General features: G+C 65.4%; 19 protein-coding genes, 2 pseudogenes and 1 riboswitch. Of the genes and pseudogenes, 11 read left to right on the top strand and 10 right to left on the bottom strand.

Annotated elements, in window-relative coordinates:
• Window positions 1–157: 157 nt before the first annotated feature.
• Window positions 158–1,663 carry a malate dehydrogenase (quinone) gene (mqo, locus tag IN820_RS15965; RefSeq protein WP_268939460.1) on the top strand — a complete coding sequence of 502 codons (1,506 nt, stop codon included), beginning with the start codon at window positions 158–160 and terminating at the stop codon, window positions 1,661–1,663.
• A 101-nt stretch (window positions 1,664–1,764) separates the two neighbouring features.
• On the opposite strand, the gene IN820_RS15960 is transcribed toward mqo, so the two are convergent.
• Window positions 1,765–1,956 (bottom strand): hypothetical protein, encoded by a 192-nt coding sequence (locus IN820_RS15960; protein ID WP_193681906.1) that lies wholly within the window; start codon window positions 1,954–1,956, stop codon window positions 1,765–1,767.
• 171 nt (window positions 1,957–2,127) lie between these two features.
• Between IN820_RS15960 and IN820_RS15955 the strand changes: the two genes are divergently transcribed.
• Complete coding sequence (locus tag IN820_RS15955) at window positions 2,128–2,712, top strand: YajG family lipoprotein (RefSeq protein WP_193681905.1); 585 nt, start codon at window positions 2,128–2,130, stop codon at window positions 2,710–2,712.
• 466 nt (window positions 2,713–3,178) lie between these two features.
• On the opposite strand, the gene IN820_RS15950 is transcribed toward IN820_RS15955, so the two are convergent.
• On the bottom strand, window positions 3,179–4,540 hold the full coding sequence (locus IN820_RS15950; RefSeq protein WP_193681904.1) for a DUF1329 domain-containing protein: 1,362 nt from the start codon (window positions 4,538–4,540) through the stop codon (window positions 3,179–3,181).
• 391 nt (window positions 4,541–4,931) lie between these two features.
• Between IN820_RS15950 and IN820_RS15945 the strand changes: the two genes are divergently transcribed.
• Window positions 4,932–5,201 carry a hypothetical protein gene (locus IN820_RS15945; RefSeq protein ID WP_193681903.1) on the top strand — a complete coding sequence of 90 codons (270 nt, stop codon included), beginning with the start codon at window positions 4,932–4,934 and terminating at the stop codon, window positions 5,199–5,201.
• A 54-nt stretch (window positions 5,202–5,255) separates the two neighbouring features.
• Here the strand turns inward: IN820_RS15945 and IN820_RS15940 are convergent, their stop codons facing one another.
• Window positions 5,256–6,422, bottom strand: coding sequence for a 1-acyl-sn-glycerol-3-phosphate acyltransferase (locus tag IN820_RS15940; RefSeq protein ID WP_193681902.1), 1,167 nt, complete (start codon window positions 6,420–6,422; stop codon window positions 5,256–5,258).
• 273 nt (window positions 6,423–6,695) lie between these two features.
• Here IN820_RS15940 and IN820_RS15935 point away from each other — a divergent pair, with 273 nt between their 5' ends.
• Genes IN820_RS15935 through IN820_RS15925 form a run of 3 tightly spaced genes read left to right on the top strand, consistent with a single transcriptional unit; the run spans window position 6,696 to window position 7,768 of the window.
• Window positions 6,696–6,878 carry a CPXCG motif-containing cysteine-rich protein gene (locus IN820_RS15935; protein ID WP_193681901.1) on the top strand — a complete coding sequence of 61 codons (183 nt, stop codon included), beginning with the start codon at window positions 6,696–6,698 and terminating at the stop codon, window positions 6,876–6,878.
• On the top strand, window positions 6,879–7,139 hold the full coding sequence (locus IN820_RS15930; protein ID WP_193681900.1) for a putative signal transducing protein: 261 nt from the start codon (window positions 6,879–6,881) through the stop codon (window positions 7,137–7,139).
• An 11-nt stretch (window positions 7,140–7,150) separates the two neighbouring features.
• A complete protein-coding gene (locus tag IN820_RS15925; protein WP_193681899.1) occupies window positions 7,151–7,768 on the top strand; it encodes an SOS response-associated peptidase in 618 nt (205 codons plus the stop codon).
• A gap of 174 nt (window positions 7,769–7,942) precedes the next feature.
• Here the strand turns inward: IN820_RS15925 and IN820_RS23000 are convergent, their stop codons facing one another.
• Both IN820_RS23000 and IN820_RS22995 read right to left on the bottom strand, forming a co-directional pair.
• Window positions 7,943–8,785 carry a methyl-accepting chemotaxis protein gene (locus IN820_RS23000; RefSeq protein WP_408005244.1) on the bottom strand — a complete coding sequence of 281 codons (843 nt, stop codon included), beginning with the start codon at window positions 8,783–8,785 and terminating at the stop codon, window positions 7,943–7,945.
• A 15-nt stretch (window positions 8,786–8,800) separates the two neighbouring features.
• Window positions 8,801–9,001 (bottom strand): annotated as a pseudogene (locus IN820_RS22995) (HAMP domain-containing protein); the annotation flags it as partial.
• A gap of 1,384 nt (window positions 9,002–10,385) precedes the next feature.
• Between IN820_RS22995 and IN820_RS15915 the strand changes: the two are divergent.
• Entirely contained in the window at window positions 10,386–11,204 is an 819-nt protein-coding gene (locus IN820_RS15915; protein WP_193681897.1) for a M48 family metallopeptidase, read from the top strand.
• A 23-nt stretch (window positions 11,205–11,227) separates the two neighbouring features.
• Here the strand turns inward: IN820_RS15915 and IN820_RS15910 are convergent, their stop codons facing one another.
• The 4 genes from IN820_RS15910 to IN820_RS15895 form a co-directional block, all read right to left on the bottom strand.
• A complete protein-coding gene (locus tag IN820_RS15910; protein ID WP_193681896.1) occupies window positions 11,228–11,671 on the bottom strand; it encodes an ester cyclase in 444 nt (147 codons plus the stop codon).
• 85 nt (window positions 11,672–11,756) lie between these two features.
• A complete protein-coding gene (locus IN820_RS15905) occupies window positions 11,757–12,344 on the bottom strand; it encodes a TMEM165/GDT1 family protein (RefSeq protein WP_193681895.1) in 588 nt (195 codons plus the stop codon).
• 45 nt (window positions 12,345–12,389) lie between these two features.
• Window positions 12,390–12,551: riboswitch (yybP-ykoY riboswitch) on the bottom strand.
• A gap of 56 nt (window positions 12,552–12,607) precedes the next feature.
• A complete protein-coding gene (locus IN820_RS15900; protein WP_193681894.1) occupies window positions 12,608–13,606 on the bottom strand; it encodes a class I SAM-dependent methyltransferase in 999 nt (332 codons plus the stop codon).
• A gap of 380 nt (window positions 13,607–13,986) precedes the next feature.
• Complete coding sequence (locus IN820_RS15895; RefSeq protein ID WP_193681893.1) at window positions 13,987–14,946, bottom strand: 2-hydroxyacid dehydrogenase; 960 nt, start codon at window positions 14,944–14,946, stop codon at window positions 13,987–13,989.
• 332 nt (window positions 14,947–15,278) lie between these two features.
• On the opposite strand from IN820_RS15895, the pseudogene IN820_RS15890 reads away from it, so the two are divergent.
• Window positions 15,279–15,911: pseudogene (locus IN820_RS15890) on the top strand (LysE family transporter).
• A 105-nt stretch (window positions 15,912–16,016) separates the two neighbouring features.
• Complete coding sequence (locus tag IN820_RS15885) at window positions 16,017–17,699, top strand: fatty acid--CoA ligase (protein WP_193681892.1); 1,683 nt, start codon at window positions 16,017–16,019, stop codon at window positions 17,697–17,699.
• Window positions 17,700–17,702: 3 nt separating this feature from the next.
• On the opposite strand, the gene IN820_RS15880 is transcribed toward IN820_RS15885, so the two are convergent.
• Window positions 17,703–19,703 carry an ATP-binding protein gene (locus IN820_RS15880; RefSeq protein WP_268939459.1) on the bottom strand — a complete coding sequence of 667 codons (2,001 nt, stop codon included), beginning with the start codon at window positions 19,701–19,703 and terminating at the stop codon, window positions 17,703–17,705.
• A 118-nt stretch (window positions 19,704–19,821) separates the two neighbouring features.
• Here IN820_RS15880 and IN820_RS15875 point away from each other — a divergent pair, with 118 nt between their 5' ends.
• Entirely contained in the window at window positions 19,822–20,466 is a 645-nt protein-coding gene (locus tag IN820_RS15875; protein ID WP_235989177.1) for an MBL fold metallo-hydrolase, read from the top strand.
• A gap of 122 nt (window positions 20,467–20,588) precedes the next feature.
• Window positions 20,589–21,242, top strand: a complete 654-nt coding sequence (locus IN820_RS15870; RefSeq protein WP_193681890.1) for an OmpA family protein — start codon at window positions 20,589–20,591, stop codon at window positions 21,240–21,242.
• Window positions 21,243–21,374: the final 132 nt, after the last annotated feature.

Genomic DNA, 21,374 nt, shown 5'->3' with positions numbered 1-21,374 from the left:
AGCCGCCCTTCCGACAGCTGGCAGGCAGTGTTTCGACGCCTGTTCTCGGGCACATGCTCCCGAGCAGCGGTATGGGACCAGGCTCCGTTCCCGACCGTCTGGCTGGTGGGTATTACGCGGCCGCGTACTGCGGTCACGACAGTTTAATGCTGTGATTCTGGAGAACGCGTTGATGACGCAACACGATAGCGAAGCAGTGGATATGGTGCTGGTGGGAGCCGGCATCATGAGTGCGACCCTGGCGGTACTGCTCAAGGAACTCGATCCCGATATCAAGCTGGAAATCGTCGAACTGCAGGAGTCCGGAGCCATCGAAAGCTCCAATCCCTGGAACAATGCCGGTACCGGTCACGCGGGCCTCTGCGAGCTGAACTACACCCCTGACAGCAAAGACGGCACGATCGACATCAAGAAGGCCGTCCTCATCAATACCCAGTTCGAAGTCTCCAAGCAGTTCTGGGCCTACCTGGCCGACCGCGAAGGCTTCGGCTCTCCCCGTGATTTCATCAACGCGGTGCCGCACCTGAGCTTCGTGCGGGGCAGCAAGAACATCGATTACCTCAAGCGCCGCTTCGACGCGCTGAAGACCCACCACGCCTTCGCCGACATGGTCTACACCGAAGACCGTGCGACCCTGGCCGAGTGGATGCCGCTGATGATGCCGGGCCGCGCCGCCGACGAGCCGATCGCCGCGACTCGCGCCATGAACGGTACCGACATCAACTTCGGCGCGGTGACCAGCCAGTTGCTCGCCTATCTGTCGCGCAGTGCCGGCGTCAAGGTCTCCTACAACCAGAAGGTTACCGGTCTCGCCCGCACCGCTTCCGGCTGGAAGGTCGACATCAAGAACACCCGCAGCGGCGATTCGCGCGAAGTACAGGCCGGTTTCGTCTTCCTTGGCGCCGGTGGTGCGGCGCTGCCGCTGCTGCAGATGTCCGGTATCGATGAGGGCAAGGGCTTCGGCGGCTTCCCGGTCAGCGGACAGTGGCTGCGCTGCGACAACCCCGAGATCGTCAAGCAGCATCAGGCCAAGGTCTACAGCCTGGCGGCGGTCGGCGCGCCGCCGATGTCGGTGCCGCATCTGGACACCCGTGTCGTCGACGGCAAGAAATCCCTGCTGTTCGGACCCTACGCCGGCTTCACCACCAAGTTCCTCAAGCGCGGTTCGTTCATGGACCTGCCGCTGTCGATCCGTCCGAGCAACATCGGCCCGATGATGGCCGTGGCCCGCGACAACATGGATCTGACCCGCTACCTGATCAAGGAAGTGATGCAATCCATGGAGGATCGCCTGGAAACCCTGCGCGGCTTCTATCCCGAGGCCAAGGCCGAGGACTGGCGTCTGGAAGTGGCCGGCCAGCGTGTGCAGATCATCAAGAAGGACCCGAAGAAGGGTGGCATCCTGCAGTTCGGCACGGAACTGGTGGCGGCGAAGGACGGCACCATCGCCGCACTGCTCGGTGCTTCGCCGGGTGCTTCGGTCACCGTGTCGATCATGCTCGACCTGCTCGAGCGCTGCTTCCCCGAGCGGTACCGCTCCCAGGCCTGGACGAGCAAGCTGCAGGAGATGTTCCCGGCGCGCGAGACCGTACTGCAGCAGGATGCGGCGGCCTATCGTGAAATCAGCGAGATGGCTGACAAGCGTCTAGGGCTGGAGTACTGAGTCCAGTCACTCGCTTTGCGGCTGAACAAGAAGCCCCGTACGGATGGTACGGGGCTTTTTTATATTCGCGGGCCATGGAAATCGCGATTGCTCTATGCCGTTCAGGCTGCGCGCAGGCTTTCGGTGGGTAGCGGACGGCCTATCCAGCTCAGGCGCGCCTCCTGTACCTCGACCCAGTTGGCGCCTTCGGGGCGGCTGGCGCCGCTGAACAGCATGCGGCAGCGTCCATGCTCGTCGAGCAGCGCATAGTGGCGAGGTGTGCGTCGACGCAGGCGTGTCAGGAGTTTCAGCATGGGACTTGCTCGTCGCGATCGGGGATGCGCTGGTTATCGCAAACGGCTGTGACAATCGTATGAAAGGAACGTGCCGGTGTTACGCCCGGTCTGAATCTCATCACTGTCGGCCCGTGGCGGCGCTGGGTATACTGCGCGGCATTCGTCGCCCCTAACCCTGGAGAAAACAGCATGCTGCAACGCCTGTTGTTCGGTCTTGTCACTGTCCTTGGAATGAGCCTGGTCGGCTGTGCCCACAGCCCGCAGCAGCTCGATCCGAATCCCAAACTCAACGGCACCATCAACCCTGTCGGGCAGGGCCAGCCCGTGGTGGTGCGGGTCGTCGATGCGAGGCCTTCGCCCACCCTGGGCACCCGCGGCGGCCTCTATCCGGAAACCAGCGCGGTGATCGTGCCGAGTGCCAAGGTCATCCCCAAGCTGCAGGCGCAGACGGAAGCGGCGGTGCGACTGCTTGGCTTCACGCCGTCGCCGAATGCCTACAACGCCCCGCAGCTGACCCTGACGCTGGCCGAGCTGAAGTACCAGTCGCCCAAGGAAGGCCTCTATGTCACCGAGGCCAATATCGGCGCGACCCTGAAGGTCGAGGTGCAGAATGCCGGCAAGCGCTACAACGGTCGTTATGGTGCTTCGCTGAATCAGCGTTTCGGCATGGCGCCCAACGAGCAGACCAACACCAAGCTGGTCAGCGACGTTCTGAGCGATGCGCTGACCCGCGTGTTTCGTGACGAGAATATCGGTCGACTGCTGGCCGAGTAGCGTCGCCCCGTTCCCCGGACGTCACAACGAACCCGTCTTATCGAGGCGGGTTTTTTGTGACCTGCCATCCTTAGCTGTCACCCTTCGGGCCGTCGCTGCGCGACGTCAAAACGTCTCCCGGACGTTTTTTGTGACCTGCCATCTCTGGTTGTCACCCTTCGGGCCGTCGCGGGGCGACGTCAAAAACGTCTCCCGTACGTTTTTGTTTGCTGGTTATGGGATAGGTATTCCATCCACATTCCAGGGAGGAGGACCTGAGGCTGTCTATTGAAACGCAGACGCCTCGCACAGGGCGCAATGCTGTTCACTTCACGCCGACATCTCCCACGAGCTGGATGCTGGGGAAAATGTAGGAGCGGGCCGCGCCCGCGATTCGTGCGCATGGCGCGCTCCTACAGTGTTCTGTGCTTATCTGAACGGCATTACGCACCGGGCGGGGCCTCCGCTGGTGGCGGGGAGGCCGGGCTCAGCGCACGCCGGAGTTGCGCAGGGCCGCCGGGGTGTACTGGTTGGAGTTGGCCTTGTAGTTGTAGGTGTAGGGGTTCTTCTCTTCGTTCTTCATGCCCATGACCAGATAGCGGCCGGAAACGAGGTCGTAGAGCGTTTCCATCGCATACAGCGGGACCTGCACATTGTAGATGTAGGTGCTGTGCGCCTCGGCCACGCGCCACAGCTGGTTGCGGCCGTCGTAGTGGTCGATGACCGCGGCCTGCCAGGTGTCCTCGTCGATGAAGAAGTGGCGCTTGGCGTAGATGTGGCGTTCGCCCGACTTCAGCGTCGCTTCGACTTCCCAGACACGGTGCAGCTCGTAGCGTGTCAGGTCCTGGTTGATGTGGCCGGCCTTGAGGATGTCGCCGTACTTGAGTTCCGGCGAGTCCAGACGGTAGGCGTTGTAGGGGATGTACAGTTCCTTCTTGCCCACCAGCTTCCAGTCGTAGCGATCCGGCGCGCCGTTGAACATGTCCAGGTTGTCGGACGTGCGCAGGCCGTCGGCGGCGGTGCCCGGGCCGTCATAGGCAACCTGCGGGGCGCGGCGCACGCGGCGCTGGCCGGCGTTGTAGATCCACGCCATGCGCGGTTCCTTCACCTGGTCCAGCGTTTCATGCACCAGCAGCACGTTGCCCGCCAGGCGGGACGGTTCGGTCACCTGCTGCTTGAAGTAGAACAGTACGTTGCCGTGCTTTTCCGGGCTGTAGTCGGTCAGGGTGTCGGTGTAGACCACCTCGTCGATGAACTTGACCAGGCTATAGCTGCCGTTGACCTGTGGCGTGGCCTGGACGACGACGCGGCGGGCCGAGCTGCCGCGGTAACGGGTGATGTGGTTCCAGATGACTTCCAGGCCATCCTTGGGAATCGGAAAGGCGATGGCGGTCTCGAAGTTCTCCAGGCCGTTGCCGCCGCGCACCATGCTGGCCTGGCGGGCATTGCGCGCGGCCGCGTCGTAGATATGCTGCGGCATGGCGGCGCTGCGGCGGGTTTCGAAGACCGGCAGGCGGTAGGTCTGCGGGTAACGCTTGAGCATGGCGATCTGCCCGGGGCTCAGGTTGTCCTGGTACTGCTCGTAGTTCTGCGCGGTGATGGTGAATTTCGGCTCGTCGCTGGCGTAGGGATCGCCGACGAAACCGTCCGGCGATACCGGTGCGGCGTCCTGTGGCAGCCCGCCGCTCCAGGCGGGGATGGTGCCGGCGGCGTTGCCGGCCCTGTCGGCGCCGATCGGCGTGAGCGCGTTGCCGAGCCTGGCCGCTTCGGATTCGGATACGGCCGCCATGGTGCTACTGGTCAGTAGCGACAATGTGAGGGCCCCGGTTGTGAATATTGTTTTTGTCATGATCTGATTCCTGTGGTCCTGAATAGCTGGTGCCCCGCAGCGCTGGGCGTATCGTCAGGGCGCCGAGTGATGCGACGTCCTGATCGGGCTTCGAGGGATTGCTCGCGTCGCTGGGGCGCGACAGTCAGCCACCCAGCCCGAATGCGTCCCGCCGCCCCGCCTGGCTGCGCACGCTCTAGCTTGCTGCTTCGAGGTGTTTCGAGGGTGAAGGTGGGCGGTGCCACAGTCAATATTGAACGATGAACATGGCGTCATAAGCCGGCTTGATAATGCTCGGCTCCGGCTCGCCGTTCCGTCGGAAAAATCCAGTGGCAGCGTATCGCCCGGGTACACTGCGCGGCTGTATTCGGCCGCGCCGGGTACCTCGATTTACACCTGAGCGGAGGTCTGGATGTCGCTGCAGGCGCACCTGGTCATAGCCCCGTCTTTTCTACTCCACGGCGTGGCGTTGCTCTGCGCCCTGTGCGGTGGCTGGTTGCTGCTGGCCACCCGCTGGCGCGAGCAGCGCGCGGCGACACGGCTATTGGCGACGAATGTCACCACTGGCGCAGCGGATGCCGAACAGGCTGCGACGATTCGACTCAATCGGCTGTTCTATCGGGTCGGTTTCGCCGGGCTGGCGCTGGCCCTGGCGTTTTCCTGGGGCGGCCGGCTGCTCTGAGCGCAGCCGCACCCGGAGGGCCCGCCACTGCCGCTGCGTGCGCGCGGCAGGCGGCTATGGTTCCAGCCCGGCATCGAGCCGGTACTGATTGCGCACCGGCGTGGCGTACTGCTGGATCAGGTAGGGCTGTTGCACGCTGGGGCAGGCCGCCAGGCGCCTGGCCCACTCGGCCTCGGCGCGCTCCACTTCCTCGCGGCTGAACAGCTCGGCCGCGCTGGGCACCTCGATCTCCGGATCGCGGCCATCCCACAGCCGATAGGCCAGGTAGTGCACGGGGAACAGGCGGTAACCGCCGAGGATCTGGCGGTCGACGGCCGCGGCCATCTGCTTGGCATCCTCGGGAACGCTGTCCATCGGCGTGCCGAAGGCCACGTGAACCCGGCCCTTGTAGCCGGTGATGCCCAGCGCGATGCTGGCATCGTCCTCGCCCGGCGCCTTGCAATAGCTGCCCGTGGTGGCGCGGATATACAGCTCGCGCGCCTTGGCCTGGTCGCAGGGATCGTATTCGTAGCTGATCGCCACCGGAATCGGCCGCAACGCGGCGAGCGCGTCGGCGAACGATTCGTCCTTGCGGCTCATGTGCAGCATCTTGAGGATCGCCGAGTCGGTGCGGTCATCGCCGTCCTTGGCGCGGCCTTCGGCCTGGGCGATCCACACCGATTCGCCGTCGTTGCGGATCGAATGGTTGATATAGGCCGAAAGCATCTGGTAGGCCGCCAGTTTCTCGCGGCGGCCGGTAATCGAGCGGCGGACGATGAAGCTCTTGTTCAGGCGCATCAGGTCACTGACGAAAGGGCGCTGCAGGAGGTTGTCGCCGATGGCGATGCGCGGGGTGCGAATGCCCGCCTGGTAGACCGCGTAGTTGACGAAAGCCGGGTCCATCACGATGTCGCGGTGGTTGGCCAGGAACAGGTAGGCGCGGCCTTGCTGCAGCCGTTCGAGGCCGGAATAGGTCACGCCGTCGGTGGCGCGTTCGATGGTGCGGTCGACATAGGCTTCGATCTTGTGCTGCAGGGCGTCCACGGTATGGATGCTGGCGAACTCGCGGCGCAGCCTGCGGGCGATGAAGGGCTTGATCAGCCAGCCCATGGCGTCGGCCAGTCGCGGAAAGCGAAAATGCGCCAGAATGTCGAGGAACTCCCGATCGGCGAACAGGCGGGCCATGACGACCGGGACTTCGGCGTCGGCATAGGGTCGGATGGCTTCGAATTCGTCCATCATGCTCTCTGTAAAGGAAACGGCGAGAAACGGGGCCTGTGCAGCGAACGCAGCGGGTAATTTGCAGAACGGGCCGGGGCCGTCTGGCCCATACTCGGAGCACAGCGGCCGCTTTGTCTGCCTGATCGCCCGCCATGTTCCGGCATGCGGCCGGCGCACCTCCTGCGAGGCGCACCCTGGTCAGTTCTTGAGGTCTGTCGGCTTTTCGGCGCGCTTGCGATGAAAAACAGAGACCCTATAGACGGCGATTATAGCGACAAGTCACGTGGAGGACGGATGCTGGAGATACAGGTCTATCAATGCCCGTACTGCGGCGAGCCGGTCGAGACCACGCTCGATCTCAGTGGCGGTGACCAGCGCTACATCGAGGATTGCGCGGTGTGCTGCCGGCCGGTCGTGTTCGACCTGCGTACCGACGGCATCGAATGGCAACTCGAAACCTTCAGGGAGGACGACTGAATGCAGCGCATCTACGAGCCGCGCGACCTGCTGGAGGCGCAAATGCTCAGCGGCATGCTGATGGGGGAAGGCATCGATGCCTTTCTTGCCGGCAGCCACCTGATCGGGGCCATGGGCGAACTGCCGGCGGTGGGGCTGCTGGGCCTGATGGTGCCTGACGAGGATGCCGAACGGGCACGTGAGCTGATCGCCGCGTACAATGGCGCCGAGCCGTTGCCGGGCGATGAACCGGAGAGCTACCCCGGCGAACTGATCTGCTGACGAGTTTTTCTATGTGTGGCCGCTACGCCCTTTTTCGCTGGAGCCAGGACTTCGCCGCCTTGCCCGGCTTTCCCGCCGACCAGCCGCCGCATTGGAGCCTGGCGCCCGGCGCCTCGGTGCTGTTGCTGCGCCAGGTCGACGACCAGCTACAACTGAGTCGGGTGCGTTGGGGCCTGACGCCCGCCTGGCTCACCGATCTGACCCGCACCCCTGCGCAGGCGCGCGCCGAAACCCTGGCCGAACAGCCGATGTTTCGCGACGCCTTTCGCCTGCGTCGTGGCCTGCTGCCGGCCAATGGTTTCTACGAGTGGCGTGGCGCGGCACGCAAGCGGCCCTACTGGATGACCGGCGAAGGCTCGCTGAGCTGGTTCGCGGCGTTGTGGGAAGCCTATCCGGTACAGGGCCATACCTACCTGAGCACCGCGGTGGTGACCCTGCCGGCGGCGAATCTGCGCCGGCCGCTGCTGCTCGATGAGGCGGGGCGGGCCGCCTGGCTCGACCCGGCGACCCCGCCGGATGCCCTGCAGGCATTGCTCGACCAGCCACAGCCGCCGCTGCGCGAGCGCCCGCTGGCGACGCTGGTGAACGATCCCAAGCTCGACGCGCCGGAGTGCCTGACGCCGGCGTAGGCCGGGGTGGGACCGCCGAGGTTGAGGCGTGTGGCGCCGAAGCCCGACAGCACACCGAAGCGATGAGGGGACGTCTTGCCCGTTGGGCTTCGCTGCGCTCAACCCAACATGCAAGCCGGATACGTAGCGCATACAGGCGATACGGCAGGCTTGCGGCGCTTTCCTGCATGCGTTTCAGACCCTGAACTGGTTGATCAGCCGACGCTGCTGTTCGGCCAGGCGCGTCAGGTCGGCGCTGGCCTGGCTGGCTTCCTCGGCGCCACCGGCGACCTGCTGGGCCACCAGGCCGATATTGGCGACGTTGCGGTTGATGTCCTCGGCGACGGCGCTCTGTTCTTCGGCGGCGCTGGCGATCTGGTTGTTCATGTCATTGATCTGCGAGACCGCCTGAGTGATCGCCTGCAGCGCCTGCGCGGCGGCGCTGGCCTGCTCGACGCTATGTCGCGTGCGGCTCTGGCTTTGCTCCATCACGCTGACGACGTCCCGCGTGCCGTTCTGCAGTTGCTGGATCATGTGCTGAATCTCGCCGGTGGCCTGCTGGGTCTTCTGCGCGAGGTTGCGCACCTCGTCGGCCACGACGGCGAAACCGCGGCCCTGTTCGCCGGCGCGCGCAGCCTCGATCGCCGCGTTGAGAGCGAGCAGGTTGGTCTGCTCGGCGATGCTGCGAATCGTCACCAGGATGGCGTCGATGTTTTCGCTGTCGCGGGCCAGGGTCTGCACCACGTCCATCGCGCGGCCGATCTCGCTGGCCAGTTCGGTGATGGCCGAACCGGTGTCCTGGACGATATGACGCCCCTGGTTGGCGGCGCGGTCCGCGTTGTTCGCCGCTTCGGCGGCCTGGCTGGCGTTGTGCGCGACATCCTGCGCGGTGGCGGTCATCTGGTGCACCGCGGTGGCGACCTGTTCGATCTCGGCCAGCTGGTTCTGCACGCCCTTGTCGGTGCGGATGGCAATGTCGGCGGTGTGCTCCGAGGCATCGCTGACCTTCTGTACCGAGCCGATCACCTCGCCGATCATGCTTTGCAGGCGCGCGAGGAATGCATTGAAGCCGGCGGCGATCTGCCCCAACTCGTTGCGGCTGTCGATGTTCAGGCGCTGGGTGAGGTCGCCTTCGCCCTGGCCGATGTCCTCGAGCATGGCCACCATGACCCGCAAGGGGCGGGTGATGCGCTGGCTGATCAGCCAGATGACGGTCAGTCCGACCACGGCGACCAGCAGGCCGATCAGCAGCATGGCGCCGAGGCTGCTGCGGTTTTCCTCGGCCAGGGCGGCGATGAGCTGTTCCTGGTCCTGCATGACCACGGCCAGTGGCAGCTCCAGCATCAACACCCAGCGCGCGTCGGTGCCGGCGAAGGAGAAGGGCAGGATCATCGCGATATGGCCCAGCGCTTCGTCGGCCTGATAGTGGACCTGGCCAACCGGCAGTTGCTTGACCAGTTCCTGGTCCTGGGCATCGAGAATCTGCACCGCCGGCTTGCCGAGCAGCCCGGCGTCCTTGCTGTAGGCGGCCAGGCGGCCATTGTCGGAGATCAGCGCAATCTCGCCGACGCCGCCATAGAGTTGCTCATTGACGCCGTTGAGCAACTGCTGGATGAAGTCGACGCGGATGTCGCTGCCGACGATGCCGTGAAATTCGCCGTCGATGATGATCGGTGCGCTGAACGAGGACAGCAGCGCCTTCTCGCCATTCATTGCGTAGGGGGCCGGATCGCCCACGCAGGGTTTCAGTCGTTCGCGTGCGCACAGGTAGGGCTCGCCGGCGCGCACGCCGGTTTCGAGCATGCGGGTGTCTTCGAAGTCGGTGAGCCTGTCCAGCACGACGCTGCCGCTGTTGTCGCGATACAGCCAACTGGCGAAACGGCCATTGAGCATGCCGGGTGCGTCGCCGCGGTACATCACGTCGTTGGCATCCACGCCGTTGGGTTCCCAGGCGATGGAGATGCTGTTCAGCGACGGGTTCTGCAGCAGCGTTTCGCGTGCCAGGTTGATCAATTCCTCGCGGGTGAGGTTGGCCATGGGCATGCCCTGCTCATCGGTCAGGCCGGGCAGGGCATTGACCCGCGCGAGGCCGATGGCGATCTGCAGCGGCTCCTGCAGCTGCGCCTGGATATGGCTGACCTGCCATTGCGCCAGGGCGGTCACGCGCTGCTCGACCATGTCGTCGATCAGCGCGCGGGTGCGGCTTTCCAGCAGTTCCTGGGTGCGCATGCCGGATATCAGCGCGTAGAGCAGCAGGGCGGCGATGATGGCGAGCGTGCAGGCGCCGGCAAGCGCTGCAAAGGAGGTCTGGATCGATCTGAACATGGTGTGGCCACTCTTGTTGTTATGGCTGGTAAGAACCTATCGGCAGGCCCCGCCGTTGCTGCAGTCACGCCGTCGGTTGTCTGAGCGTTGGGCTCGCTTTAGCGGCTGTTCCCGTTTCGTTCGCGGCCGCGCCGGGGCCCTGCGGGTTGCACGGCGTCATGCGTCGTTGCCGGACTTGCCAAGGATGACCATTGGCTGCGCCCCGCGCCATGCGGATCGCCGCCCGGCCTGGCGCCATCCGGCGCAGCAACGCGGCTTGCGACGAAACGGGAACAGGCCCTAGCATACGGCGCAGATTCCTCGGAGAAGCTCCATGTTCAAGCCGCAACCATTGTCCTTGCTGATTGCCGCCGCGTTGCTGGCGGGCTGCCAGGCGGTCAACACCACCAGCGGTGGTGCCGTGGGTATCGACCGCAAGCAGTACATGTTCAGCATGCTGTCGACCGAACAGGTCAACCAGATGTATGCCCAGTCCTACCAGGAGACGCTCAGCGAAGCCTCGAGCAAGGGCGCGCTGGAGAAGAGCGGCGCGGTGAACAAGCGTGTCAACGCCATCGCCCAGCGGCTGATCGCCAACGTCTCGGTGTTCCGTCCGGATGCGGCGCAGTGGGCCTGGGAGGTCAACGTGATCGACAGCCCCGAGCTCAACGCCAACTGCGGCCCGGGCGGCAAGATCATTTTCTACACCGGCTTGATCGAACAGCTGAAACTCACCGACGACGAGATCGCCGCCGTCATGGGCCACGAGATTGCCCATGCGCTGCGCGAGCACGGCCGTGAGGCCATGTCCAAGGCCTATGGCGTGCAGATGGCCACCCAGCTGGGTTCGGCCATGGGCGTCGGTACCGGTGGCCTGCAGCTGGCGAACATGGGGGTGGAGTACCTGATGACCCTGCCCAACAGCCGCAGCAACGAGAACGAGGCGGACCTGATCGGCCTCGAGCTGGCGGCGCGTGCCGGCTACGACCCGAATGCGGCGCTCACCCTGTGGGAGAAAATGGCGTCGGCCGGCGGTTCGGCGCCGCCGGAGTTCATGAGCACGCACCCGTCTTCCAGCACCCGTACCGCGGCGCTGAAAGCCAATATCCCGAAAGTCATGCCGCTCTACCAGCAGGCCCGTAGCGGCCGCTGACCCGGCCGCCCGCCATCGATCGTTCAGGTCGATGGCAGCAATGCGGCGAGAGGCGTGTCGATGCCCAGCTGCAGGCGCATGCCTTCGAGATCGACCAGGGTGGTGACCTCTTCGATGTCGCCGGCCGGGTTCAGCGTCCAGACGCTCATCGCGGCGATGGCGAGGATCTTGTCGCTGGCAGGATAGCCGAGCAGCGGCGTCGCCAGCGTGCCCATCGCCGTGCTGGAGGTGACCACCTTGTGGCCTTCGCAGACGCACTCGTCCACCACGACTTCCAGGTCCGGCATGGCGCTGCGCACGGTGCGCACCAGCTCGGCGAAGCCGGCGCTGTTCAGCGGCCGGCTGATGAACGAGCCCTTGTAGCTGAAATATTTGCTCTGCATCTGCTCGGAAAGGGCCAGGCGGCCCTTGTTCCAACTCAGGTCGATATGGTTGCAGACTCGTTTCTTGCGTCCATCCGCTGACATGCAGCCTGGTCTCCTCGGGGCGCTGACGGTGCGCTGCGGCTGTGCACTCTATCAGCTGCCCGGTGTTGCGGATTTGCGCTGGGTATCAGCCTGAGACAATCGGGCCCATGTTCAACGCTTCGTAACCGGCATAAAGCGCCAGCGCGGCGAAACCTGCAGCAGCGACCCGACGAATCAGCGCCAAGGGCAGACGGTCGGCGGCGAAGTGGCTGGCGAGCACCACCGGGACGTTGGCGAGCAGCATGCCGAGCGTGGTGCCGAGGATGACCAGGATGAATTCGGGATACTGCGCGGCGAGCATCACCGTGGCGATCTGCGTCTTGTCGCCCATCTCGGCGATGAAGAAGGCCACGGTGGTGGCGACGAAGGGACCGTAGGGACGGCCGAGGCGGGCATCGTCGTCGTCCAGCTTGTCGGGCACCAGCGTCCACGCGGCGACGGCAGCGAAGCTGAACGCCAGTATCCAGCTCAGCATCACCGGCGAGAGCAGGCTCGACACCCAGTTGCCGACCGCACCGGCGGCCGCATGGTTGGCCAGGGTGGCGACGACGATGCCCCAGATGATCGGCCAGGGGCGCCGATAACGGGCCGCCAGCAGCAGCGCGAGCAATTGGGTCTTGTCGCCGATTTCGGCCAGGGCAACGATCAGGGTGGGAACGAAGAAAGCTTCCAAACGAGATTCCTTAAGGGCGGGTCGACAGTTCTCCATGACATGCGCAACCTGCCCGCCCGGGTCAGGTGTACATGTCATGGGTCTTGTCAAACCGGGGCCGGGCGTATGGCTACGCTCTGGCCGGTCGCATGCGCCATGGTCTGCGGACCAAGTGTGTTGACGCATGCCGGACGAGCGGGGCGCTCGTCGGAGACTACTCCCCCAAGGACGGCGGCGAGTTTGCCGCAAGCCGCCCCGTCGTGCAACCGCCTGGCGCGGGTGGATCAGGCGCGCGAGGCGCGGTAGATGCGAAAGCCGTCGCGCTCGGCGAGGGTCCGGCAGGTGCCGAGGTGGCGCTCGATCAGCGGTGGGTAGCGGAGGAATGCGTTGGCCACCAGACGCAGTTCGCCGCCGCCGAGCAGGTGTTCGGCGGCGTGCTCGATCAGCGCCTCGCTGGCTTCGTAGCTGGTATGCACGCCCTGGTGGAACGGTGGGTTGCTGATGATCGCGGCCAGTTGCCGCGGCGCGGCAGCGATGCCATCGCCGGCGATCACCTCGCCCGCCAGTCCGTTGGCGGCCAGCGTCATGCGGCTGCTCTCGACGGCGAAGGCGTCGACGTCGAGCAGCACCACCTCGCTCTGCGGGTGGCGCCGCTTCAGCACGGCGCCGAGGATGCCGGCGCCGCAGCCGAAGTCGAGCAGGCGCCCCTTCGGCAGATCGTCGAGGTGTTCCAGCAGCAGGGCGCTGCCGCGATCGAGCCGGCCATGGCTGAACACCCCGGGCAGGCTGACCACCTCGAGTGGACCGTCCGCCAGTTGCAGGCTGAAATGCTGGGCCAGCGCCTGCAGGTCCGGCATGGCCGGGGCCTGCTCGACCCGCACCTGCCACAGCTGGCAATGGCGCGCACTGTCGAGCTTGCATGCGCGCCCGTAGCCGGTCAGTTGCCTGGCGGCGCGTTCGACCCCGGCGCGTTTCTCGCCGACCAGGTACAGCGGGCGGCCCTCGAGTTTGGCCGCCAGGGCCTGGAGCAGGTACTCGGTCAGTTCGCGGGATTTCGGCAGGAACAGCACGGCGGCTTCGAAGTCCGCCTGCGGAGCGCTGACGCCGAAGCTGCAACGTCCGGAAAAACGCCGTTCCAGCAACTGCTGTTCGCCGGCGTGCCAGCTCCAGCCGACAGCCCCTGGCAGATGGCCCAGCAGGTCGTCGGCGGGCAGGCCGGCCAACAGCAGCTTGCCGCCGAACAGCTCGGCCTGGCGCAGCAGTACTTCGCTTCGAGGATCCATGGGCGTCTCCTGAAAAAGTCGGGGAGCTTAGGGGCAGTTGGCGTTTCGTCGCAAGCCGCGGATAGGGCTGTCTGGCGCGCCGTTGAGTTGAGCGCCGCGAAGCCCAACGGGCAAGGCGTCACTCATTGCTTCGGTGTGGTGTTGGGCTTCGGCGGCCCCATCCAACGCGCTGCATCGCCGCGAGGGCGCACCTCCCACAGGCGCTCGGTGGGCACAGGCTATTCTTGTGGAAGGCCGCGCCCGTTCCCGACGGGCTTGCGGCATTCACCACATCCCCGTGGATTGCCCGCCCCCGGGGCGATGCTTTTCAGCTTCAGGCTTCCAGCGCTTCTATCGAATGGCTGTCGTGAATGGCCAATGGAGCCGCTATCGCTCGCTGTTCAGTTCACCTGGCGTGTCGGCGTGCCCGCGAAAAAGGCCTTGGCGTTCTCCGCCAACTGGCCGACGATGCGTTGGCGCGCCTCGCGGCTGCCCCAGGCGCTGTGCGGGGTGATGATCAGCCGTGGCAGGCCCGGGGCCAGCAGCGGGTTGTCGTCGCGCGGCGGTTCGCTGGTCAGTACGTCGGTGGCGGCGCCGCCCAGGTGGCCGCGGCGCAGGGCATCGGCCAGGGCCTGTTCGTCGACCAGGCCGCCACGGGCGGCGTTGACGAGAAAGGCGGTCGGTTTCATCAATTGCAGTTCACGCGCGCCGATGAGGTTGCGGGTTTGCTCGGTCAGCGGGCAGTGCAGGGTCAGCGCATCCACCTGCGGCAGCAGTTCGTCCAGATCCAGACGTTCCGGGCGTGGTGGCCGGCCCGGCAGGTTGCCGACCAGCACGCGCATGCCGAACGCCTCGGCCAGGCGCGCCACCGCGCTGCCCAGCTCGCCATGGCCGAGCAGGCCGAGGGTCTTGCCGGCCAGTTCGACGATGGGGAAGTCCAGCAGGCAGAACTGGCCGCTCTCCTGCCAGCGGCCACGGGCCACGGCGGCCTGGTAGTCGGGCAGGCGGGTGGCCAGCGCCAGCAGCAGCATCAGGGTGTGCTGGGCCACCGTGGCGGAGCCGTAGGCCTGGCAGTTGCAGACGGTGATGCCACGCTCACGGGCGGCCTGCAGGTCGATGTTATTGACGCCGGTGGCGGCGACCAGAATCAGTTTCAGCTCGGGGCAGGCGGCGAGGGTGTCGGCGCTCAATGCGATCTTGTTGACGATGGCCACCCGGGCGCCGCGCAGGCGTTCGCTCACCTGTTCCGCTGTGCTCTGGGGATGGCAGACGAGCTCGTCGAAGGTCGCCCGCAGCGGGGCAAGATCGAGGTCGCCCTGGTCGAGGGGAGAGAGATCGAGGAAAACGGCGCGATTGGACATCAACTGTACCTTTCGATGGGGCCGGGGCGGGCGGACAATGCCGCCTGACACGCATGGCGGAGAAATGATCGTGTATTGGATGGAGTTTACGACCGTGGCGCTGGTGCATCTGCTCGCGGTGTTAGGGTCTGTTCTCGTTTCATCGCGAGCCGCGTTGCTGCGCCAAATGACACCAGGCAAGGCGCGGGACGCAGGGAATGGTGATCCCTTGCCAAGTCCCGCAACGCCGCATGGCGTCATTTGCCGCGCAACCCTTCGGGCCGGGCCTGTTTTTGCGCGATGCTGCGTTACTCGATGGCTCATTTGGGCGACCAAACTTCGCATCTCGCGCCTTGCCTCGCGCAAAAACAGGCTCCGGCGCGGCCGCGAATGAAACGAGAACAGACCCTAGCCCAGGACCGGATTTCGCGGTGGCGGTGCGCGAGAGCGTCACCCGGGGCCGGCGGGCGGGCAACTGGACCGCGCTGGGTATCGGCTGTGGGATCTTCCTGCACGTCGGTTATTCATTGTTGGGCATCGGCCTGATCGTCTCGCAGTCGATTGTGCTGTTCAACCTCTTCAAATGGCTGGCGGCCGGTTATCTGTTCTACCTGGGCTGGCGTGCGTTGCAGGCGCGGCCTATGAAGCTGGACCTGCAGGCCGATGCGCCGGCGCCCGCACGGCATTCGGCGTGGCGCGCGTTCGTCGTCGGGTTCGTCACCAACGGCCTGAATCCCAAGGCGACGCTGTTCTTCCTGTCATGATTCGCGGTGGTGATAAGCCCCCATACCCCGCTGCCGGTGCAGGCCGGCTACGGGCTCTACCTGGCCTGCGCCACGGCGCTCTGGTTCTGTCTGGTGGCCTGGCTGTTCAGCCGAGGCCGCGTGCGTGCTGGCTTCTCCCGCATGGGGCACTGGTTCGATCGCCTGACCGGCGCGGTGCTGATCGGCCTGGGCGCGCGCCTGGCGCTGAGCGAGATCGGCTAGCCGGCCGAAATGTCTCGAAAGAAAATAATCCTTTGGACTGATTTTGCGCGGCCCTGGACGCTCTAGAGTGCAGCTTACAACTCCAAGAAAAGACAGGATGCCCGCATGTTGCAGACCCGTGTGATCAAGCCCGCGGCGAACGCCTATCAGTACCCCCTGTTGATCAAGCGCCTGCTGTTGTCCGGTGTGCGCTACGAGCGCAGCCGCGAGATCGTCTATCGCGACCGGCTGCGCTACGACTACCGCACCCTCAACCAGCGCATCGCACGGCTGGCCAACGTGCTGACCGAAGCTGGCGTCAAAGCGGGCGACACCGTGGCGGTGATGGACTGGGACAGCCACCGCTACCTCGAATGCATGTTCGCCATTCCGATGATCGGCGCGGTGGTGCACACCATCAACGTGCGCCTGTCGCCGGATCAGATCCTCTACACCATGAACCACGCCGAGGACCGCTTCGTGCTGGTCAACAGCGAATTCGCGCCGCTGTACCAGGCGATCGCCGGGCAACTGACGACGGTGCAGAAGACCCTGCTGCTCACCGATGCGGCCGAGCAGGAGGGCGGCCTGCCGGACTGCATCGGCGAATACGAGCGCCTGCTCGCCGCCGCCGAGCCGAACTACGACTTCCCGGATTTCGACGAGGACTCGGTCGCCACCACCTTCTACACCACTGGCACCACGGGCAATCCCAAGGGCGTCTATTTCACCCACCGCCAGCTGGTGCTGCATACCCTGGCCGCCGCGGTCACCGTCAGTGCGCGGGAGAATCCACGTCTGATGGGCTCGGGCGACGTCTACATGCCGATCACCCCGATGTTCCACGTGCACGCCTGGGGCCTGCCGTACGTCGCCACCATGCTCGGCCTGAAGCAGGTCTACCCCGGGCGCTACGATCCGGACTTCCTCATCGAGCTGTGGCGCCGCGAGCAGGTGACCTTCTCCCATTGCGTGCCGACCATCGTGCAGATGCTGCTCAACGCCAAGGCTGCGCAAGGCACGGATTTCAAGGGCTGGAAGATCACCATCGGCGGCAGTGCGCTGACCCGCGGTCTCTACGACGTCGCCCGGGCGCGCGGGATGGACCTGATCGCCGCCTATGGCATGTCCGAGACCTGTCCGCTGATCTCCGGTGCGCACATCAACGACGAACTGCTGCGGGCGGATGACGAGACCCGCAGCATCCATCACCTCAAGGCCGGGGTCCCGGTGGTGCTGGTGGATGCGGCGATCCAGGCGCCGGACGGCAGCCTCCTGCCCGCCGACGGCTCGTCGCAGGGCGAACTGGTGCTGCGCGCCCCCTGGCTGACCCAGGGCTACTGCAACGAGCCGGAAAAGAGCGAAGAACTCTGGGCCGGCGGTTGGCTGCACACCGGCGATGTGGCGGTCATCGACGAGATGAGCAATATCGAGATTCGCGATCGGATCAAGGACGTGATCAAGACCGGTGGGGAATGGCTGTCTTCGCTGGAGCTGGAGGGGCTGATCAGCCGTCACCAGGCCGTGCGCGACGTGGCCGTGGTCGGGGTGCCGGACGAACGCTGGGGCGAGCGGCCGTTCGCCCTGCTGGTGCTCGCCGACGACCAGCGGCTCGATGCGCGCGGGCTGCGGGATTTCCTCGAACCCGCGGTAGCCGAGGGGCACATAAACAAATGGGCGATTCCGCAGCAGATCGCCGTGGTGGAGGCGATTCCCAAGACCAGCGTCGGCAAGCTGGACAAGAAGCGCATTCGCGTGGAGGTCGCCCGCTGGCTGGAGGAGGGCAGCGACACAGTATCCGCGCTCTGAGGGTCAATTGACCTCGAACATCGCCTGCACCTTGTCTTCCAGCGCCTGGATGCTGAACGGCTTCACCAGTACCTCGTAATCCAGGTGCAGGCCGCTACGCTCGAGCACCGCTTCCTCGGCATAGCCGGTGATGAACAGCACCTTCAACTCGGGGCGGGCCCGGCGCGCCGCGTCGGCGAGCTGACGGCCATTCATGCCGCCGGCCAGGCCGATATCCGAAATCAGCAGATCGACCTCACGTGCCTCGCCCAGCCGCTCCAGGGCACCGGCCCCGCATGCGGCAGCGAGGACCTGGTGGCCGAGCTCCTGCATGACCTCCACCACCAGCATGCGCACGTTGGGCTCGTCATCGACCACCAATACCGTGCGGCCTTGTCGCCGTTCCGGTATGCAGGGGGCCTCATTCTGCACGATCGAGGTGCGGATCTCGCCGAAATGGCGCGGCAGGAACAGCCTGACCGTGGTCCCGCCCGGACTGCTTTCGATATGCACGCCGCCGCCGGACTGTTTGGCGAAGCCGTAGACCATCGACAGGCCGAGACCGGTGCCTTCGCCCAGCGGTTTGGTGGTGAAGAACGGATCGAAGACGTAGCTCAGCTTTTCCGGTGCGATGCCCGTACCGGTGTCGCTGACGCGTAGCGTCACATAATCGCCGGGCGCCAGGCCGAAACGGCTGGCCGCGTTCTGCTCGAGGCTCTCGTTGCCGGTCGCCAGGGTCAGTCGTCCGCCATGGGGCATCGCATCGCGGGCGTTGAGGGTGAGGTTGAGCAGGGCGTTTTCCAGTTGATTGGCATCGCAGAGCGTCAGCCAGAGGCGTGCATCGGCCTCGTTGTGGAATTCCACCAGCGGGCCGGTGGTGCGCTGCAGCAGCTCCATCATTCCGGCCACCAGACCGTTGACGTCGGTGGGGCTGGGGTCGAGGGTCTGCTGGCGGGCGAAGGCCAGCAGTCGATGGGTCAGTGCGGTGGCGCGGCTGGCGGAGCCGAGGGCCGCCTCGAGATAGCGCGCGAGTTCGCCGGTGCGTCCCTGCTGCACGCGCAGATCGATCAGTTCCAGCGAACCGATGATGCCCGCCAGCAGGTTGTTGAAGTCGTGTGCCAGGCCGCCGGTGAGCTGCCCGACCGCTTCCATCTTCTGTGACTGGCGTAGCGCGGCCTCGGCCGAAGCCCGCGCCGCCACTTCTTCGTTGACGCGCTGTTCCAGGGTCTCGTTGAGGCGATGCAGGGCCTGCTCGGTGCGTTTGTGGCTGGTGATGTCCATGCAGGCGCCGACCAGGTAGGACTGCCTGCCATCCGTATCGTGGAAGGTCTGCGCCTTGACGAACAGCCAGCGCAGGCCGGCCCTGGAGAGCTGCACGCGGAACTGCATCTCGAAATCTTCGCCGAGGTCGGCGCAGCGCTCGCACTGGGCGATGATGCCCGGACGGTCGTCGCGATGTACCCGTTGCAGCAGCGCATCCAGGGTCAGTTCGGCCGCACCCTGCAGGCCGACCAGGCGCTGCATGGCCACATCCATGTCCAGCCGGTTGCTGGCCAGCTCCCAGTAGAAGGTGCCGGTGCCGGAGGCGAGCAGCGCCGCATTCAGGCGCTCGTCGCTCTGCCGCAGGCGATTGCGCGTGTGTTCCTGGCTCTGCAGCAGCTGGGTGACGTCCTCGGCGCGGTGAATGATGTATCGCACCTTGCCGTCCGCGCCGAGCACCGGTGCGTTGATCACGTCCCAGTAATGCTCGGCGAAGCCACCCCCGTCCTCGTCGGGCCGTTTCAGCGAATAGCGCACATTGCTCATGCGCTGGGTCCGGCCGCTGGCGACGACCTCTTGCAGCGAGGCGCGCAGCGCTGCGACACCCTGGGCGTCGGGGTGGGACGGATCGTCGGTGTAGACCTCGAACAGGCGCTTGCCGATGACTTCGTCGCGGCGGGTCATGGTGACGCGCAGGCGCTCCTCGCTGATGGCGACCATGGTGTAGGCTTCATCCGCCGTCAGCACCAGGTAGACGCCTGGCAGCGCATCGAAGATCGCCTGCAGATCTCGGGTAACGATGATTCGAACTCCCGTGCGGTTGTGTATGTCGGCTCAGCGAAGCCGCTGCTTGCTGGAATTTATCATTTTTGAGGAGCCTGCCTTGGATTCGCCCGCCCCGCCACTGATCCGCGAAACCTTCCCCGTCGGGCCCTTGCAGTGCAACTGCACCATCATCGGCGATCCGTTGACAGGCAAGGCCATTGTGGTCGACCCGGGCGGCGATCACGAAAGAATTCTTGCCCGTGTCGAAGCGTTGGGGTTGCAGGTGGTCAGCATCATCCACACCCACGCGCATCTCGATCACTTCCTCGCCTCCGGGCAGATGAAGGAGAAGACCGGGGCCACGCTGCACCTGCACAAGGACGACCGCTTCCTCTGGGACAACCTGGAAATGCAGTGCCGCCTGTTCGGCGTGCGCTATGTCCCGGTACCGGCACCGGACCAGTGGCTGGCCGACGACGAGGCGCTGGCCTGCGGCTGCGGCGTGGCGCTGCACACGCCCGGGCATACGCCTGGTTCGATGAGCTTCTGGTTTCCCGAGGCCAAGCTGCTGATTGCCGGTGACACCCTGTTCCGTCGGGGAATCGGCCGCACCGATCTGTGGGGCGGTGATCAGGCCAGCATCGAGCGCTCCATCAGGGGCAGGCTCTACCGCCTGGACGAGGACGCCACGGTGGTGACCGGCCACGGTCCGGACACGCGGCTGGGGGACGAGATGCGCGAAAACCCATTCGTCCGCGCCTGATGGTTCTGTCGTTTCGTTCCTGATTCTTTCCCGGGGCCGATGGTAACCTAGCGCTTTTTTTCAGGCCTGTGTTCGGAAGGACGGCGGCCGCTGATAACTGACGAGATGAAGGAAGTACGTTTATGAGAATGCTGAACTTGACCGCCCTCGCCGCGAGTGTCGCCCTGCTGGTCGGCTGCACCACCAACCCCTATACCGGCGAGCAGCAGGCCGGCAAGGCCGGGGTCTACGGTGGCATCGGTGCCGTCAGTGGCGCGGTCATCGGCGCCGCGACGTCGAGCAAGAAGGACCGCGCCAAGGGCGCGCTGATCGGCGCGGCGGTCGGTGGCGCGGCTGGCGGCGGCTACGGCTACTACGTCGACACCCAGGAAGCCAAGCTGCGCCAGACCCTGCAGGGCACCGGCGTTCAGGTCCAGCGCGACGGCGACAACCTGACCCTGATCATGCCGGGCAACATCACCTTCGCCAGCAACTCGGCCGACATCTCCAGCAGCTTCTACCCGACCCTGAATTCGCTGGTGCAGGTCTTCAAGGAGTTCAACAAGAACGGCGTGGACATCGTCGGTCATACCGACAGCACCGGCTCGCTGCAACTGAACCAGGATCTGTCCAACCGCCGCGCGCAAAGCGTCGCCTCCTACCTGGTGTCCAATGGCGTGGCCGCGTCGCGCATTTCCTCCTACGGCGCCGGGCCCAGCCAGCCGATCGCCAGCAACGACACGACCGCCGGCCGGGCACAGAACCGCCGCGTGGAAATCAACCTGCGTCCGTTGTAACGCAGTCATAGCGCGCGGAGCTGCAACGGCTTCGCGCGTGCCGTAATGCCGGCGCCATGGACCCGCTGATTTCCTCCTGCAATTGAACCTCTCTGCGCTTCGCGAATCTGAAATTCGATAGCACGCCAGTAG

This window comes from Pseudomonas lopnurensis (assembly GCF_015070855.1).
GTDB lineage: Bacteria > Pseudomonadota > Gammaproteobacteria > Pseudomonadales > Pseudomonadaceae > Stutzerimonas > Stutzerimonas lopnurensis.
The sequence above is the reverse complement of the archived record's forward strand: the minus strand, read 5'-3'. Positions and strand labels throughout refer to the sequence as shown.